General features: G+C 71.8%; 13 protein-coding genes and 1 pseudogene. 9 read left to right on the forward strand and 5 right to left on the reverse strand.

The window, feature by feature from the left end; translation table 11 throughout:
• Nucleotides 1–130 precede the first annotated feature (130 nt).
• The gene (locus FLV34_RS18340) at nt 131–736 is read left to right on the forward strand and encodes a response regulator transcription factor (protein WP_142650153.1); all 606 of its coding nucleotides are present in this window, start codon (nt 131–133) and stop codon (nt 734–736) included.
• Nucleotides 737–741: 5 nt separating this feature from the next.
• On the opposite strand, the gene FLV34_RS18345 is transcribed toward FLV34_RS18340, so the two are convergent.
• Nucleotides 742–1854: a PP2C family protein-serine/threonine phosphatase gene (locus FLV34_RS18345; protein ID WP_142650152.1), complete on the reverse strand. Its 1113-nt coding sequence runs from the start codon at nt 1852–1854 to the stop codon at nt 742–744.
• Between the two features lie 117 nt (nt 1855–1971).
• Here FLV34_RS18345 and FLV34_RS18350 point away from each other — a divergent pair, with 117 nt between their 5' ends.
• Complete coding sequence (locus FLV34_RS18350) at nt 1972–3201, forward strand: GNAT family N-acetyltransferase (RefSeq protein ID WP_142650151.1); 1230 nt, start codon at nt 1972–1974, stop codon at nt 3199–3201.
• A 38-nt stretch (nt 3202–3239) separates the two neighbouring features.
• Nucleotides 3240–3401, forward strand: a complete 162-nt coding sequence (locus FLV34_RS40525) for a hypothetical protein (protein ID WP_168066293.1) — start codon at nt 3240–3242, stop codon at nt 3399–3401.
• Nucleotides 3402–3421: 20 nt separating this feature from the next.
• Here the strand turns inward: FLV34_RS40525 and FLV34_RS18355 are convergent, their stop codons facing one another.
• Nucleotides 3422–3892: a ribose-5-phosphate isomerase gene (locus tag FLV34_RS18355; RefSeq protein WP_142650150.1), complete on the reverse strand. Its 471-nt coding sequence runs from the start codon at nt 3890–3892 to the stop codon at nt 3422–3424.
• A 108-nt stretch (nt 3893–4000) separates the two neighbouring features.
• Between FLV34_RS18355 and def the strand changes: the two genes are divergently transcribed.
• Nucleotides 4001–4489: a peptide deformylase gene (gene def, locus FLV34_RS18360; RefSeq protein WP_142650149.1), complete on the forward strand. Its 489-nt coding sequence runs from the start codon at nt 4001–4003 to the stop codon at nt 4487–4489.
• Between the two features lie 4 nt (nt 4490–4493).
• On the opposite strand, the gene FLV34_RS18365 is transcribed toward def, so the two are convergent.
• Together FLV34_RS18365 and FLV34_RS18370 are read right to left on the reverse strand one after the other, a co-directional pair.
• Nucleotides 4494–5900: an aldehyde dehydrogenase family protein gene (locus FLV34_RS18365; protein WP_142650179.1), complete on the reverse strand. Its 1407-nt coding sequence runs from the start codon at nt 5898–5900 to the stop codon at nt 4494–4496.
• A gap of 95 nt (nt 5901–5995) precedes the next feature.
• Entirely contained in the window at nt 5996–6604 is a 609-nt protein-coding gene (locus tag FLV34_RS18370) for a DsbA family protein (protein ID WP_147943654.1), read from the reverse strand.
• 182 nt (nt 6605–6786) lie between these two features.
• Between FLV34_RS18370 and pepN the strand changes: the two are divergent.
• The 4 genes and pseudogenes from pepN (at nt 6787) to FLV34_RS18390 (ending at nt 13003) form a co-directional block, all read left to right on the forward strand.
• Nucleotides 6787–9367, forward strand: a pseudogene (gene pepN / locus FLV34_RS18375) (aminopeptidase N).
• Nucleotides 9368–9998: 631 nt separating this feature from the next.
• Nucleotides 9999–10550 carry a LemA family protein gene (locus FLV34_RS18380; RefSeq protein ID WP_142650146.1) on the forward strand — a complete coding sequence of 184 codons (552 nt, stop codon included), beginning with the start codon at nt 9999–10001 and terminating at the stop codon, nt 10548–10550.
• A gap of 2 nt (nt 10551–10552) precedes the next feature.
• Entirely contained in the window at nt 10553–12022 is a 1470-nt protein-coding gene (locus FLV34_RS18385) for a DUF2207 domain-containing protein (protein WP_147943655.1), read from the forward strand.
• Between the two features lie 9 nt (nt 12023–12031).
• On the forward strand, nt 12032–13003 hold the full coding sequence (locus tag FLV34_RS18390) for a hypothetical protein (protein ID WP_142650144.1): 972 nt from the start codon (nt 12032–12034) through the stop codon (nt 13001–13003).
• 5 nt (nt 13004–13008) lie between these two features.
• Here the strand turns inward: FLV34_RS18390 and FLV34_RS18395 are convergent, their stop codons facing one another.
• Nucleotides 13009–14436 (reverse strand): amidase, encoded by a 1428-nt coding sequence (locus tag FLV34_RS18395; protein ID WP_142650143.1) that lies wholly within the window; start codon nt 14434–14436, stop codon nt 13009–13011.
• Nucleotides 14437–14631: 195 nt separating this feature from the next.
• Between FLV34_RS18395 and FLV34_RS18400 the strand changes: the two genes are divergently transcribed.
• Nucleotides 14632–15411, forward strand: a complete 780-nt coding sequence (locus FLV34_RS18400; RefSeq protein ID WP_260617411.1) for a nuclease-related domain-containing protein — start codon at nt 14632–14634, stop codon at nt 15409–15411.
• Nucleotides 15412–15546: the final 135 nt, after the last annotated feature.

Raw genomic sequence — 15546 nt, forward strand, 5'->3', positions numbered from 1 at the left:
CCCACCCGCACGAGGGCGAAGACTTTTCCGGCGCCGGTTCGGCTTGCCCGTGTGTGACCGGTTGGGGACACTTCGTTGACAGTACGCAGTTGGGCGATCACCCTGTGAAAGACGTCAAGAGGGGAGCATCTTGATCCGGATCCTGGTGGCCGAACACCTTCCGTTGGTACGGCGCGGCCTGGTCGCGTCCCTCGATGGGGAGGACGACCTGCGGGTGGTCGCGGACGTCGGGTCGGGCGAGGACATCGTGCCCGCGGCACTCGACGTACGGCCGGACGCCGCCGTGGTCGACGCCGACCTCCCCGGGGTGGACGGGCTCACGGCCGCCGCGCGGCTGGGAGAGAAGGCCCCGCGCTGCCGCGTGATGCTGCTGTCGGCGCAGCCCAGCCCGGGGCACATCAAGCGGGCCTTCGCGGCGGGCGTCCTCGGCTACCTGGGCATCGAGGTGGCCCCCGAGCATCTGGCCGACGGCATCCGCCGGATGGTCGCCGGACGCCGGGTCGTCGACTCCGAGCTCGCCGTCGCCGCGCTGGAGGCCGCCGACTGCCCGCTGACGCCGAGGGAGCACGAGGTGCTGCGGCTCGCGGCGGGCGGCGGGCGCTCGAAGGACATCGCGGCCGAGCTGGGCCTGTCCGTCGGCACCGTGCGCAACCACCTCTCGCGCATCCTCGTCAAGACCGGAGCGCGCAACCGCGTCGACGCCATACGGATCGCCACCGACTCCGGCTGGCTGTAGGCGGCTCAGGGGCGCCAGATCAGGACGAGCGCGCAGTCGTCGTTGTGGCCGGAGGACATCGCCTGCACGAGCTGCCGGGCCTTGTCGCGGAATCCCGACGGCAGCAGCCGCTCGGCCTCGCCGAGCAACCGGTCGAGCCCGGCGTCGATGTCCCTGCCCGGCTGCTCGATCAGCCCGTCGGTGAACAGCATGAGCGCGTCGCCCTTGCGCAGCACGCCGCTGTCGGTCTCGCAGGCGAGATCGGGCACCACGCCGAGCACGACGCCCTTCGCCGTGGAGACCCGCCACGTGCCCGACCCGGAGTCGAACCGGACCACGGGCGGGTGCCCCGCCGAGGTGATCGTGTACTCCCCCGTGGACAGGTCGAGCTCCAGGTGCACGGCCGTGACGAACCCCTCGTCGCCGAGCTGGCGGTGCAGGTAGGAGTTGCACGCCGCGAGGAAGTCGTCCACCGAGCCGAGCAGGCCGCCGAAGGTGCCCGACAGCATGAGCGCGCGGGTTCCCGCGTCCACGCCCTTGCCGGAAACATCGACGACCGCCAGCTGAACCCGGTCGCCCTCCCGCATCGAGACGACGAAGTCGCCGCCGAACGACGATCCCCCGGCCTGCTTCAGCACCACCTTGCCGCCCCAGTCCTTGGGCAGCGGCGGCAGCTCGCTCTGCCGCTTGAGCCGGTCGCGCAGCTCCAGCAGCATCGCGTCGCCGCGCAGGCCCTGGACGCCGAGCTTGCCCCGCGTCCGCGCCATCGTCCAGGCGAGCGCTGCCGTGAAGGCCATCGTGATGAGCAGGCCGGGGCCGACGCTGAGCACCCCCCTGACCGGGCCCATGTACGTCAGGGCCGCGACGACCACGCACAGCAGGAGCGCGAGACTGCGCAGCCGGAGCTGGAGGCCGCCGATCAGCGTGAAGAGGATCAGCAGCGAGGGCGAGAACCAGTACGCCGACACGTCCGCGTCGAGCACGCCGACCACGACGGTGAGCGTGACGAGAGCGATGAGAAGGTAGCGGTCCTTCGACCACACCTTCCTGACGAAGCGGACCAACGGCACCAGGAGTGGCACACGCGCCAGGAGCGCGCGCAGCCGAGGAGGGATCAGCGGCGCCGGACGGGAATTCATGATGGCCTCGACTGTATCCGGACATCCCAGGTAGCGATACCTGCTTGACCAACGTCTAGATCATCCGGCACGGATATTGGCTCGCCTCGCGCGGCGGCCGGCTTCTACGGTGAGACGATGAGCCTCACCGTGCGCGCCATCACGGATTCCGAATGGCCGGCCTACTCGGACGTCCTGTTCGAGGCGTTCAACTCCTCCTATCCTTCTGAGATCCGCGAGCGCTGGCGGGAGCTCGCGGAGATCGACCGCACGATCGCGGCCTTCGACGGTGACCTCGCGGTCGGCGGCGCGCAGATCCTGTCCTTCTCCATGACCGTGCCGGGCGGGCCGATCCCCGTGGCCGGCGTCACGTCGGTGGGCGTGCTCCCCTCGCATCGCCGCCGCGGCGTGCTGACCGCCCTCATGACCCGGCAGTTGCACGACCTGCACGAGAACGGGCGTGAGGCCGTCGCCGCGCTCTACGCCAGCGAAGCCGGCATCTACGGACGCTTCGGGTATGGCAGGGCCGCAGACACCTTGTCCTTCCGCATCCCCACCCACGACTCGGCCTTCACGCGCTCGGCTCCCACCGATCCGGCGCTGCGTCTGCGCCTGGTCCCGCCTGCGGACGCGCTGCCCGCCCTTCAGCGGGTCTACGACGCCGTACGGCCGGGCCGTCCCGGCCTGTACGGGAGGTCCGGCGGGTTCTGGCGCAATGAGATCCTCCCGGACACCGAGCACGACCGGGGCGGGATGGGCCCGCTGCGCTGCCTCGTCGCCGAGGACGCGACGGGAGCGCGCGGCTACGCGCTGTTCCGGGCGAGGGGCAGGTGGAGCGAGCACTCCGTGCCGGAAGGAGAGGTCCGGCTCCTGGAGCTGATGGCCACCGATCCCGCGGCGTACGCGCTGGTCTGGCGCGGCGTCCTCGACCGCGACCTGTGCGCGGTCGTCCACGCCGGGCGGCGGCCGGTGGACGACCCGATCATGCACCTGCTGGCCGATCCCCGCCGGCTCAACGCGATCTGGTTCGACGACCTGTGGATCCGCCTCGTCGACGTCGACCGGGCCCTGGCCGCCCGCGCGTACGCGGCCCCCGCCGACCTGGTCCTGGAGGTCGTGGACGAGATCTGCCCGTGGAACGCCGGCCGCCTGCGCCTCGTCACCGACAAGGGATCGTGCGAACCGACGGACGCGCCCGCCGACCTCACGCTGCCGGTCGACGTGCTGGGCGCGGCCTACCTCGGCGGGCGGCCCCTGCGGGCGGCGGCGGACGCCGGGCTGGTGCGCGAGCACCGGCCGGGAGCGCTGCGCGAGCTGTCGGCCGCCATGATGTGGGACCCGGCTCCCTGGGGCTGCCGGGTGTTCTGATCTCCGCAGGGCCGCCGCGACCGCGTAGGCTTCGAGGCATGGCGCTGCAGAGTTTGCAGATCACCGCGATCACGGCCATGCGGGCCCGTGACGTGTCCCGGCCGACGCCCGAGCAGCAGGAGGCCGCCGACCAGCGGCCGCTGCGCGACGAGACACCCCGGCGGGAACCCCGCCGGGGCCGGGACAGGGACGCTCGCTAGACGTACGGCGCTGGAGGCGCTCAGGCGGGCAGCGGCGGCAGTTCGCCGGTGGCCTCGTATTCGGCCAGCTGCCGGATCCGCCGGGCGTGTCGCTCGGCCCCGGAGAACGGCGTGGCCAGGAAGATCGCGACGAACCTGGTGGCCTCCTCCGGCGTGTGCTGCCGGGCGCCCAGGCTGATCACGTTGGCGTCGTTGTGCTCGCGGGCGAGCTTCGCCGTTTCCTCGTTCCAGGCGAGGGCCGCGCGCACCCCCCGCACCTTGTTGGCGGCGATCTGCTCGCCGTTCCCCGAGCCGCCGATCACCACCCCGAGGCTGCCAGGGTCGCCGGCCACGCCCTGCGCGGCGCGCAGCACGAACGGCGGATAGTCGTCCTCCGCGTCGTAGACGTGGGGACCACAGTCCTCCACCTCGTGGCCCTGCTCCTTGAGCCAGGCGACCAGATGATTCTTGAGCTCGTAGCCGGCATGGTCGGCACCGATGTAGACACGCACGGCACAAGTTTCCCAGAAAGGCTCTGGCGGGGACGACCCCGGGCTCCACTAGAGTAATAGCCGATATGGGCCTGCGTCCCTTACACCCTCCGGCCTGACAGGAGTGTCATGCACGAGCTTCGGTATGTCGGCGACCCGGTCCTGCGTACCCCCGCCGAACCCGTGACGGACTTCGACCGCGAGCTGCGCCGGCTGATCGACGAGATGTTCGCCGTCATGTACCAGTCCGACGGTGTCGGGCTCGCGGGGCCGCAGATCGGCGTGGGCCTGCGGCTGTTCGTCTACGACATCAGCAACCGCAAGGGACACGTGATCAACCCGGAGCTGACGATCGACGACTCCGAGCCGGTCATCGAGGAGGAGGGCTGCCTGTCGGTGCCCGGCAAGGAGACCGGCAGGCCGCTGTACGCCCCGACCCCCCGCGCCGCCGGGGTCACCCTGCGCGGGGTCGACAAGCTCGGCCGGCCCGTCTCCCTGAAGGCCCGCGGCATGCTCGCCCGGTGCTTCCAGCACGAGTTCGACCACCTCGAAGGCATGCTGTACGTCGACCGGCTGGGCAAGGACGAGCGCCGCAAGATCCTGCTGCAGACGCCCTGACGTCCTACATCAGGATGGCCTTGATCTCCAGGAACTCCTCGAGGCCGAACTCGCCCAGCTCGCGGCCGATCCCGGAGTGCTTGTAGCCGCCGAACGGCGCCATCGTGTTGAACCGGCCGCCGTTGACCGACACCTGCCCGGTGCGCAGGCGGCGGGCGACCGCGAGCGCCCTGCCCTCGGTGCCCGCCCAGACCGCCCCCGACAGCCCGTACGGCGTGCCGTTGGCGATCTCGACCGCCTCGTCCTCCGAGGAGAACGGGATGATCGACAGCACCGGGCCGAAGATCTCCTCCTGCTCGATGGCCATGCCCGGCGAGACGCCCGCGAAGATCGCGGGCTCGACGTAGTAGCCGCGCTCCATGGGGTTGTCGGTGCCGCCGAGCACGAGGCGGGCGCCCTCCTCCTGGCCGCGGTTGATGTACTTGACGACCCGGTCACGCTGGGCGGCGGACACCAGGGGCCCCAGCCGTGTGCCCTCGGCGAACGGGTCGCCGGGGACGTAGGCGCCGGCCGCCTGCACGGCCAGCCCCACGGCGTCGTCGTACTGGTCCCAGTGGACGAGCATCCGGGTCAGCGCGGAACAGGTCTGGCCCGAGTTGAGGTAGGCCCCCGCGACGCCGCTCTTGACCGCCTTCTCCAGGTCGGCGTCGGGCAGGATGATGTTCGCCGACTTGCCGCCCAGCTCCAGCGCCACCCGCTTGACCGTCTCGGCCGCGAGGGCCGCGACCCGGCGGCCCGCCCTGGTCGACCCGGTGAACGAGACCATGTCGACGTCCGGGTGGGCGGCGATGGCCTCGCCGACCACCGGACCGTGGCCGCTGACCATGTTGAACACGCCGGGCGGCAGCCCGATCTCGTGGAAGATGCCGGCCAGCGCGTACGCCGCGAGAGGCGCGACCTCGCTCGGCTTGAGCACGACGGTGCACCCGGCCGCGAGGGCCGGAGCCACCTTGCACACCACCTGGTGGAGCGGGTAGTTCCACGGCGTGATCGCGCCGACCACGCCGACGGGCTCCCGCACGACGAGCGAGTTGCCCACGCGGCCGGCGTCGAACTCGTACCGTTTGGCGAGGTCGGCGTAGGAGGCCAGCACCTCGGCCGGCATCAGCGTCTGCACCTTCAGCGCGAGCGTTAGCGGGGCGCCCATGTCGGTGGCGATCGTGGCCGCGATCTCCTGCGCGCGTTCCTGCAGCAGCCCGGCCGCCGCCCCGAGGAACGCGGCGCGTTCGGCCGGTTCCAGGGCCGACCACGACGGGAAGGCGGCACGGGCGGCGGCGACGGCGGACTCGACGTCGGCGGGTGCCCCGGCGGGCACCCGGTCCACGACCTCCTCGGTCGCGGGATTGACGACGTCGACGGCCTCGCGCGAGGCGGACGGGACCCAGGCTCCATTCACGTAGAGGTGACGCATGTCACTCATCCTTGCGCCTCGGCTGTCAGATGGCGAGTCTTCCGGCCGAAACCTTTCCAGCGGATTCTCGCGAGGGTGAAGGAGCCTGTGAAGTCTCAGGTGAAGATCGGGTCGCGGGTCCTCGACCTCTTCAGCTCGAAGAAGCCGTCGGTGCCGGCGACGAGCAGAACGCCGTCCCACAGGCGCGCGGCGGCCTCGCCCCTCGGGATGGGCGAGACGACGGGGCCGAAGAACGCCGTGCCCTCGACGGCGATGACGGGGGTGCCGACCTCCTGGCCGACCAGGTCGATGCCCTCACCGTGCGAGCGCCGGATCTCCTCGTCGTACTCGTCCGAGTCGTGCGCGGCCGCCAGCGCGGGGTCGAGCCCGGCGGCGGTGAGAGCCTCGGCGATCGTGTCCAGGCCGCGGTCGCGTCCCTCGTCGTGGAAGCGCCTGCCGAGCTCGGTGTAGAGGGTGCCGAGCACCTCCTCGCCGTACTTGTCCTTGGCGGCGGCCAGCACTCGCACCGCGCCGAGCGTCTGCTTGACCCGCTCGGCGTAGTCGGCGGGGATGTCCTTGTCCTCGTTCAGCACGGCCAGGCTCATGATGTGCCAGCGCACGTCGATGGGACGGAGCGCGGTGACCTCGTGGATCCAGCGCGAAGTGATCCACGCCCAGGGGCAGGCGGGGTCGAACCAGAAATCGACAAGCTTTCGGTCGGACACTGTGACACCCTCTCGTACGGACTATGGTTCCCTCGGTCGTCAACCCGGGCAGGAAATCTCCTATTCCAGGTAGGAGCGATCTCGAATCCGCCTTGTCGCCGCGGCGTGGCAGGATTCATGCAATCCCTGCCGCGACGGGGCGGCGGGGGCCGGGGGCGTTGATCATGCGATGAGGAGCGGGTGTGGCAGGGAATCTGACACGGGACGAGGCTCGGGAGCGTGCTCGGTTGCTCACCGTCCAGTCCTACCAGGTCGAGCTCGACCTGACCGAGGGCGAGGAGCGGTTCGAGAGCATCACGACGGTCCGCTTCACGTCGGACCGTGAGGGGGCGGACACGTTCATCGACCTCCACGGCGCGCACGTGCGGAAGGTCGTGCTCAACGGCCGGGAGCTGGACGCCGGCACCTACGACGCCGAGAAGGGCCGCATCCCGCTGCCGGGGCTCGCCGCGCAGAACGAGCTGCGCGTGGACGCCGACTGCTCCTACATGCGCACCGGCGAGGGCCTGCACCGCTTCGTCGACCCTGTCGACCAGCAGGTCTACCTGCACAGCCAGTTCGAGACGGCCGACGCGCACCGCATGTACGCCTGCTTCGACCAGCCGGACCTCAAGGCGACCTTCGAGCTGACCGTCCTCGCCCCCGCCGACTGGGAGGTCGTGTCCAACCAACGCCGCCCCCGACGCGGTCGAGGCGCTGGAGGAGCACCAGGGGCGGCACGGCACGCTGCAGGCGGCCAAGCGCTGGCACTTCCCGCCGACTCCCGTCATGTCGACGTACATCACGGCCCTCATCGCCGGGCCGTACGCGGTCGTGCGCGACGAGCACGACGGGATCCCGCTCGGGATCTACGTGCGCCGCTCGCTCGCGCAGTATCTCGACCCCGAGAACATCTTCGAGGTCACCAAGCAGGGCTTCGACTTCTTCCACCGCGTCTTCGGGCTGCGCTACCCCTTCGGCAAGTACGACCAGCTGTTCGTGCCGGAGTTCAACGCGGGCGCCATGGAGAACGCGGGCGCGGTGACCTTCCTGGAGGACTACGTCTTCCGCTCGCGCGTGACCGACGCGCTGATCGAGCGCCGCGCGGAGACGATCCTGCACGAGATGGCGCACATGTGGTTCGGCGACCTCGTCACCATGCGCTGGTGGGACGACCTGTGGCTGAACGAGTCGTTCGCCACCTACATGTCCGTGCTGTGCCAGGCCGAGGCCACGCGGTGGGGTCAGGGCGCGTGGACGACGTTCGCCAACGTCGAGAAGGCCTGGGCCTACCGGCAGGACCAGCTGCCCTCCACCCACCCCATCGCCGCCGACATCCCGGACATGCAGGCCGTCGAGGTCAACTTCGACGGCATCACGTACGCCAAGGGCGCCTCGGTGCTCAAGCAGCTCGTCGCGTACGTGGGGCTCGACAACTTCCTCGCCGGGGTGCGCGACTACTTCAACGAGCACGCCTGGAAGAACACCACCCTGCAGGACCTGCTGTCGGCACTGGAGCGCACCTCCGGGCGTGACCTGTCGTCCTGGTCGAAGGAGTGGCTGGAGACCTCGGGCGTCAACACGCTGCGCTCGTCGTTCACCACCGACGACGAGGGCCGGTTCCTGAGCTTCGACGTGCTGCAGGAGGCCACGCAGGAGCACCCGACGCTGCGCTCGCACCGCGTCGCCATCGGCCTGTACTCCCTGCGCGACGGCGTGCTGACCCGGACCAAGCGGGTCGAGCTCGACATCGTCGGCGCGCGGACGTCCGTGCCCGAGCTGATCGGCGAGGTCCAGCCCGACCTCGTGCTGGTGAACGACGACGACCTCACGTACGCGAAGATCCGCCTCGACGACCGGTCGCTGCAGACCCTCGTGAACGGCGGGATCAGCGCGTTCGCCGAGTCGCTGCCCCGCGCGCTGTGCTGGTCGGCCGCCTGGGACATGACGCGCGACGCCGAGATGGCCACCCGCGACTACGTCAAGCTGGTCGTCTCCGGCATCGACTCGGTGCGCGACCTCACCGTCCTGCAGACCGTGCTGCGCCAGGCCCGCCAGGCCGTGCAGCAGTACGCCGACCCGGCGTGGCGGGCCACCGGCCTGAACGAGCTGGCCGGCGCGCTGCGCCGCCTCGTCGCGTCGGCCGAGCCGGGCTCGGACCACCAGCTCGCCTACGTCAACGCCCTCGCGGCGACCGCCGTCTCACCCGAGGACCTGGCGTTCCTCAAGGGCATCTTCGACGGCACCGCGGTGCCCGAGGGCCTGGCCGTCGACGCCGACCTGCGCTGGACGCTCATCCAGTCGCTCGTGTCCGGCGGCGTCCTCGGCGCCGCGGAGATCGACGCCGAGCTGGCCAGGGACGCCACGGCGACCGGCGAGCGCTCGGCCGCCACCAGCCGGGCCTCGATCCCGACCCCGGAGGCCAAGGCCGAGACCTGGGCGACGATCGTGGGCGGGAAGCTGAGCGGCGCGCTGCTGCGCGCCACGATCCTCGGCTTCATGGACCCGCAGCACCCCGAGCTGCTGGAGCCGTACGCCGACCGCTACTTCGAGGAGGTCGGGCGGATCTGGAGCGAGTGGACCTCCGACATGGCGCAGAACTTCGCCATCGGCTGCTACCCCGCGCTGCTGATCAGGCCGGAGACCGTGGCCCGCACGCAGGAGTACATCAGCAGCACGCAGCCGCCGCACGCGCTGCGGCGCCTGCTGCTGGAGGGCGCCGACGGCGTCAGCCGGGCGCTGCGCGCCCGGGAGCGGGACGCCGCCGCCGGATCCGCCGCCTGATCCGCCTGTCCGATCCGCTGGCTGATCCTGGCCTGATGCCGGTCTGATCCTGACCGGACCGGCGTCGGGCCGCACGATCACGACCCCGAGGGCCCCGGCACACCGCCGGGGCCCTCGGGCGCATCAGAGGACATGCGGGCGCAGCAGGGGTCCCGTGCGGCGGGCGTGTCGCCGCACGGGACCCCTAGGGGCCTCGGGCGTGTGGCGCGGCCAGCGCAGAGGCGAGGCGCGGGCGGATGGCGTGGGCGTGTCGCCGCGGACGCATAAAAGCCTCGCGCTTGTGGCGCGGACGCACATAGGCGAGGCGCGGGCCGGGTGGCGCGGGGGCGCCGGCTGGGCTGTGGCCGGCGAGCGAAAGCGGGCCTGTGGCGGGCGCGCCGGCGAGGCTGTGGCGGGCGCGTGAAAGCGGGCCGCAAGCCGGATGCAAGGCACCGGGAGTGCGATGGGGATGCCAGGACCGTTCGCCGCGGCGTCCACAGGACCGTTCACGACCCTTTACCGTGCCCCTCACCGGGCCCCTCACCGGGCCGCTGAAAGGGCCGTTCACAGGATCTTCGACGGAACCTTCGCTTGGGCCCTTCACCGGGCGGACGGGCCGGGCTACCGTCCGTCCAGGAGGCCCGTGAACGCCATGATCCCTATGCTCGTCGCCCTCGCCGTCGTGGCCGTCCTCGTCGCGACGGTCGTCTCCGCCTACAACCGCCTCGTACGCGCCCGCAACAACGTCGACAACGCCTGGGCGCAGATCGACGTGCAGCTCAGGCGGCGCTACGACCTGATCCCCAACCTCGTGGAGACCGTCAAGGGCTACGCCGCCCACGAGCGGGCGACCCTGGAGGCCGTCGTCGCGGCACGCTCGCAGGCCATCGGCGCACAGGGCCCCGAGGAGCGGGCCGCGGCCGAAAACCTGCTGTCCGGCGCGCTGAAGAGCCTCTTCGCGGTGGCCGAGGCCTATCCCGACCTCAAGGCGAGCGCCGGCTTCGCCGAGCTCCAGGAGGAGCTGGCCACCACGGAGAACCGGATCGCCTACTCGCGGCAGTACTACAACGACGCCGTCCTGACCTACAACAACGCCATCCAGACGGTGCCCGCCAACCTCGTCGCGGGCATGACCGGCTTCACGCCCCGCGAGTATTTCCAGGCGCCCGGCGAGGAGCGCGGCCCCGTCCAGGTCGGGTTCTGACCATGGCCTTCTGGGCGGCCGCGGCGGCCGCGACCGGGCTGTGGCTGCTGCTCCTGCTCGCGCTCGCCGCGGCGACGAGAAACCCGGACGTCGAGCCGGGCCCGGCCACCGGAGTGCTCGCGAAGCACTCCCCCGCGGTGGTCGACCTGATCACCGGCGGCTGGCGGCTGTGCGACGAGGCGGCCTCCGCCACCCTGCTCGACCTGGCCGCCAGGGGCGTCGTGGCCGTCGAGGAGATCGGCCCCGAGCTGTCCCTCGTACGGCTGCGCAAGGACCCCGGCGGCCTGCGGCCGTACGAGCGGCTCGTCTACGACCACGTGCGCGCGCTGGCCGTGGACGGCGTGGTGGCGACCGGAGCGCTGGCCGAGGGCTCGCGCGACCTGCGCCGGTGGTGGAAGAGCTTCCGCAGGAAGGTGATCGTCGAGGCGCGGGAGCAGGGCCTGTCACGGCCGCGCTGGAGCCGGGGCCACGCGCTGCTCCTCGGCGCGGCGGCGGTGGTCCCCGCCGCGGCGATCGGCATCGCGGCCGGTGCCGGCGACGCCGGTGCGGACCACAACGGCGGGCCCGGAGCGGCGATCGTGTCCTTCGCCCTGCTCGTGATGTTGATGGGCAGGCTGAACGGGGAGCGCGGCACGGCCGAGGGGGCCGCGGCCGCCGCGCACTGGCTGGGCGTCCGCGAGCACCTGCGGGCGACGGGACGGTTCGCCGAGCAGCCCGCCGCCTCGGTCACGATCTGGGGCCGCCACCTCGCGTACGCCGCCGCGCTCGGGCTCGCGCCGCGTGCCGTCGGGAACCTCCCGGTCAGCACCCCCGCCGACGACAACCGGGCCTGGTCCGACTATGGCGGGATGTGGCACGTCGTGAACGTCCGCTATCCCTCGCGCCTGCTGTGGGGCCGGCCGCCGGGGACGACGATCGTACGGGGTCTCGCGGCCGGCTGGTTCGCCGGGTTCTTCACCTGGATCCTCCTGGTGGCCGCCGCCGCGTTCGGCGTGTGGCCGGACGGTCTGGTCCTGCCCGCCGCCCTCGCCGTGGGCCTGGTGGTAGCGGGCCTGCCGGTCGTCTACGCGATCGGCGACCTCGGCGGCGCGGCGACCGTCGAGGGCCGGATCGTACGGCTGCGCCGATTCCGCGACGGCAGCAAGGGGGACGACACCGCCAAGTGGACCTACTGGTGCGCCATCGACGAGGGAGGCTCCCGCGACGTCAGGGCGATGTGCCTGAGCGAGGACCTGTGGCGCCGTCTGCGGGAGGGCGACACGGTGCGGGCCGTGGCGGGGCGCAGGCTCGGCTGGATCAGGCGGATCGACGTGATCGAGGACTCCCGGCTGCGGGCCTCCTACGACGACACCGGTGAGCACCTGGTGGACGCGCCGGAGAACCTCGGCGAGGTGCGCATCCTGCCCGACCGCCCCGCGCGCGCCTTCCGGGCCGAGGACGGCGGGGCCGATGCCCCCCGGCGCCCTGAGTAAGGTCGTCGGGTGCACTCAGCCCACGACCTGTTGATCGCCCTGGCCGGGAGGTACTCGTTCGGTGACGTCGGCGCGCTCGCGCCGGCCGTGCTCGGAGATGGGGACCAGGCGGCCCTGGTCGCGTCGGTCTGCGAGTTCGGCCAGCGGTTGCTCACGCTCGACGCGGAGGACTTCCACACCGTGATCGACGCCCAGACGGTGCCCGCCGACCTGCGCAGGCGCGCCCGCGCGTGCCACATGCCGCAGACGCCCCGGGAGCAGCCGCGCGGCGCGCTCGACTCGCTGCGGCCGGCGTACGCACTGCTCCTGGAGGTCGTCGAGGCCCGCTGGAGGCGGCGCGAGCTCAGCTCGATGATCGCGGCCGTGCACATCTGCAGCGAGTATCTTCCGCTGCTCGCCTTCGAGCCCGCACTCGGACACGCGGGCGACCCGGCCCGGTGGCCGGAGGGCCTGCGCGCTCCCGGCAGCCGGTTCGGGGCCATGCCCGACCGGGACTGCGATCACACCAGGGCGGAGCGGTCGGCGGCCGAGCGGACCCTGCGGGTGGCCGTGGAGCCGCCACCCGGCTGGCGGGCCTACTTCGACCGGCAGCACAGCCAGGTGGCGGGCGCGCTCGCCACCTGCGCGGGCCGGTGCCGCACCCCCTGCTCCGCCCTCGACTGGGTGCCGGACCTCGACGACCTGTCCGCCCGCTGCCGGATCGCGCTGACGTTCGCCGACACCCCGCTCGTACGGCTGCGCCACGCGGCCCCGGTCGGCCACGGCTTCGGCGTGCCGTCGCCGGAGGAGGTGCTGGAGGCGTGGGAGCGCAGCCGCGCCGCGCTGGCCAAGCACGAGGCGGCCGCCGCCGTCACCGCCGACGACGGCTTCCCGCTGCCGGGGTTACCCTCGCTGTTCTCCGCCGTGGCGGCGGCGCCGGTGCGGCCGGCCACACTGCTCGCCGACGTCGCCGCCCACATCGTGAACCTCCTTAAGGACTGACCGCGTCACCACATCGGCGGCCTGCGGTCGCCCCAGAATCCACCGACGGACGCCTCCACCTGGGACGACAGCGAGATGAGCGTCCCCTCCTCGCCGAACCTGCCCGCCAGCATGACGCCGATGGGCAGGCCGTCGGGCGTCCAGTAGAGCGGGAGGTTCACCGCGGGCTGGCCGCTCACGTTGTAGATGGCCGCGAAGGGTGCGAAGCGCATCATCCGCTCGAACGTCTCCTCGGGCGACTCGACGTCCTCGAACCAGCCCACCGGCACGGGCGGCTGGGTCACGGTCGGCGACAGCACCGCGTCGTACGCGTCGGTGACGAGCAGCGCGAAGCGGGTGGCGAGCTGGAGCGTCCCCTGCGCCTGGAGGAACTCCGGGGCCGAGACGGCGCGGCCGCGCTCGCGCAGCCACGCGGTGAGCGGGCGCAGCTTCGGCTCCAGCTCCTCCGCCACGGGGTGCATGCACGAGAAGCTGAACCACATCTTGACGAACTCGGGCACCACGTCCGGGCCGAACGGCGGCGCGATCTCCTCCACCTCGTGGCCGAGCGACTCCAGCACCGCCGAAGCGCTCTCGTACGCCGCCAGCACGTCGGGGTGGACCTCCGCGCCGGGCACGGCGGGGGTGGCGAACCTGGCGATCCGCAGTCGCCCCGGCTCGCGCCCGACGTAGGCCGAGAACGACCCGAGCTCGGGCGCCGGCGCGTGGTAGAGGTCCCCGGGGTTGTTGTGGGCCATGACGTCCAGCAGCGCGGCGGCGTCGGCGACGTTCCTGGCCAGCGGCCCGTTGGTCGACAGCCCCGCGAGGTCGGGGATGATCGGGCCCGCGGAGATGCGGCCCCGGCTCGGCTTGATGCCGAACAGGCCGCAGACGGAGGCGGGGATGCGGATCGAGCCCGCGCCGTCGCTGCCCTGCGCGGCGGGCGCGAGTCCGGCCGCGACGGCGGCCGCCGCTCCCCCGCTCGACCCTCCGGCCGACCGCGTGATGTCCCACGGCGTACGGGCCGGCTCGTGCAGGTAGGTCTCGGTGTAGCAGGGCATGCCGAACTCGGGGGTGCTGGTCTTGCCCAGCATGACCGTGCCGGCGTCTCGCAGGCGCTCGACCACGCTGTCGTCCGCGGGTGCGACGAACCCCTCGTACGTGGCCGAACCGAAGTGCAGCGGCACGTCCTTGACGAAGTTGAGGTCCTTGATCGGGATGGGCACGCCCAGCAGCGGGGGCAGGTCCCCGGTGTCGCCGGCGGCCAGCCGGGCCTCCTGCTCGCGTGCCTGGGCGAGGGCCCGGTCGGCCGTCACCGTGACGAACGCCCCCAGGCCGGGGTCGAGCCGCTCGATGCGCTCCAGGTAGTGCTCGGTGATCTGAACAGGAGAAAGTTCACCCGTACGTACGGCTGCCGCCTGCTCAAGAGCGGTAAGATCGTGAATGTGCGCCACGCTACCGAACGGTAGGCCTCTGGGCCGCGGATATCTAGAGAAGATACCCGCACTTCCGAGCAACGAATCAGCTCAAGCAGGCCACAAAAGTATGAACCATCCAACACTAGGCAAGCCGCTGACGGCTCAACTACCGTGAGTGATGTGGATACCGGTCTAGCGCCAGAAGACGGTCACGATACGTCACCTATATGGGTGGGTGACCAATCGTCAGAGCAGGCGGAACGCCCTTCGGCGCCCCCTGAGGCGCCGGCGACTCCGACGTACGCTCCGGTCGAGCGAACGTCGCTGATCAGCCTGTGGCAGGACACGCGATATCGCCACCTGCGCAGGCGGGCCGTGATCGCCGTCGCGGCGGGCGTGGTGTTCGGCGTGCTCTTCGGCAGCTGGCGGCTCGGGCTCACCGCGGCCATCCTCGCGTGCGTCGCCGACGCCGTCTATCGGGCGAGGACCGTCTCCACCATCCCCGCGTGGCGGCGCGCCTCCGCGGCCGAGCGGCAGACGGAGGCCCAGCTCAAGAAGCTGGAGCGCAACGGATATAAAACGCTGCACGCCCGGGCCATCCCCGGCAGCGAGGCGCAGATCGACCACCTCGTGGTCGGGCCCACCGGCGTGTACGCGGTGGACTCGGAGAAGTGGGACAAACGGCTGCCCGTACGGGTCCAGTCGCACCGCAAGCTCTTCCACGGCCCGTTCAACCAGAAGCCGCGGCTCGACGAGGCCCGGTGGGAGGCGGCGCAGGCCAGCGACCTGATCAGCAAGGCGCTCGGCCGGGAGATCACCGTGGTGCCGTCCCTGGCCATCTACGGTCCGCCGATCCCGTGGCGCATCCTCAACATCCGCGAGGTGGACGTTTTCTCCGGCGGGCTGGTCCGCAAGTGGATCACCAAGCGGGAGAGGTCGCTAACCACATCGGAGATCGACGCGATCTACCGGGCCGCCGAACGCGTGCTGCCCGCACGCTACCCCGAGTAAAGCGCGGCACCCCAGGTAGAGCGCGTCGCGAGCGAAGCGCGGCATCCCAGGTAGAGCGCGTCGCGAGTGCGGCGCGGCGAGAGCGCGGCACCCCGGAGCGAGCCGGTTTCCGGGGGGACACGTCCCGACTCGTGG

It is taken from the genome of Microbispora sp. CSR-4 (genome assembly GCF_008033685.1).
Classification (GTDB): Bacteria; Actinomycetota; Actinomycetes; order Streptosporangiales; family Streptosporangiaceae; genus Microbispora.

Excerpts from the sequence above, each read along its gene's own strand:
- FLV34_RS18345 (WP_142650152.1), bottom strand. The coding sequence starts at position 1,854 with ATGAATTCCCGTCCGGCGCCGCTGATCCCTCCTCGGCTGCGCGCGCTC.
- FLV34_RS18350 (WP_142650151.1), top strand. The coding sequence starts at position 1,972 with ATGAGCCTCACCGTGCGCGCCATCACGGATTCCGAATGGCCGGCCTAC.
- FLV34_RS40525 (WP_168066293.1), top strand. The coding sequence starts at position 3,240 with ATGGCGCTGCAGAGTTTGCAGATCACCGCGATCACGGCCATGCGGGCC.
- def (WP_142650149.1), top strand. The coding sequence starts at position 4,001 with ATGCACGAGCTTCGGTATGTCGGCGACCCGGTCCTGCGTACCCCCGCC.
- FLV34_RS18365 (WP_142650179.1), bottom strand. The coding sequence starts at position 5,900 with ATGCGTCACCTCTACGTGAATGGAGCCTGGGTCCCGTCCGCCTCGCGC.
- FLV34_RS18380 (WP_142650146.1), top strand. The coding sequence starts at position 9,999 with ATGATCCCTATGCTCGTCGCCCTCGCCGTCGTGGCCGTCCTCGTCGCG.
- FLV34_RS18385 (WP_147943655.1), top strand. The coding sequence starts at position 10,553 with ATGGCCTTCTGGGCGGCCGCGGCGGCCGCGACCGGGCTGTGGCTGCTG.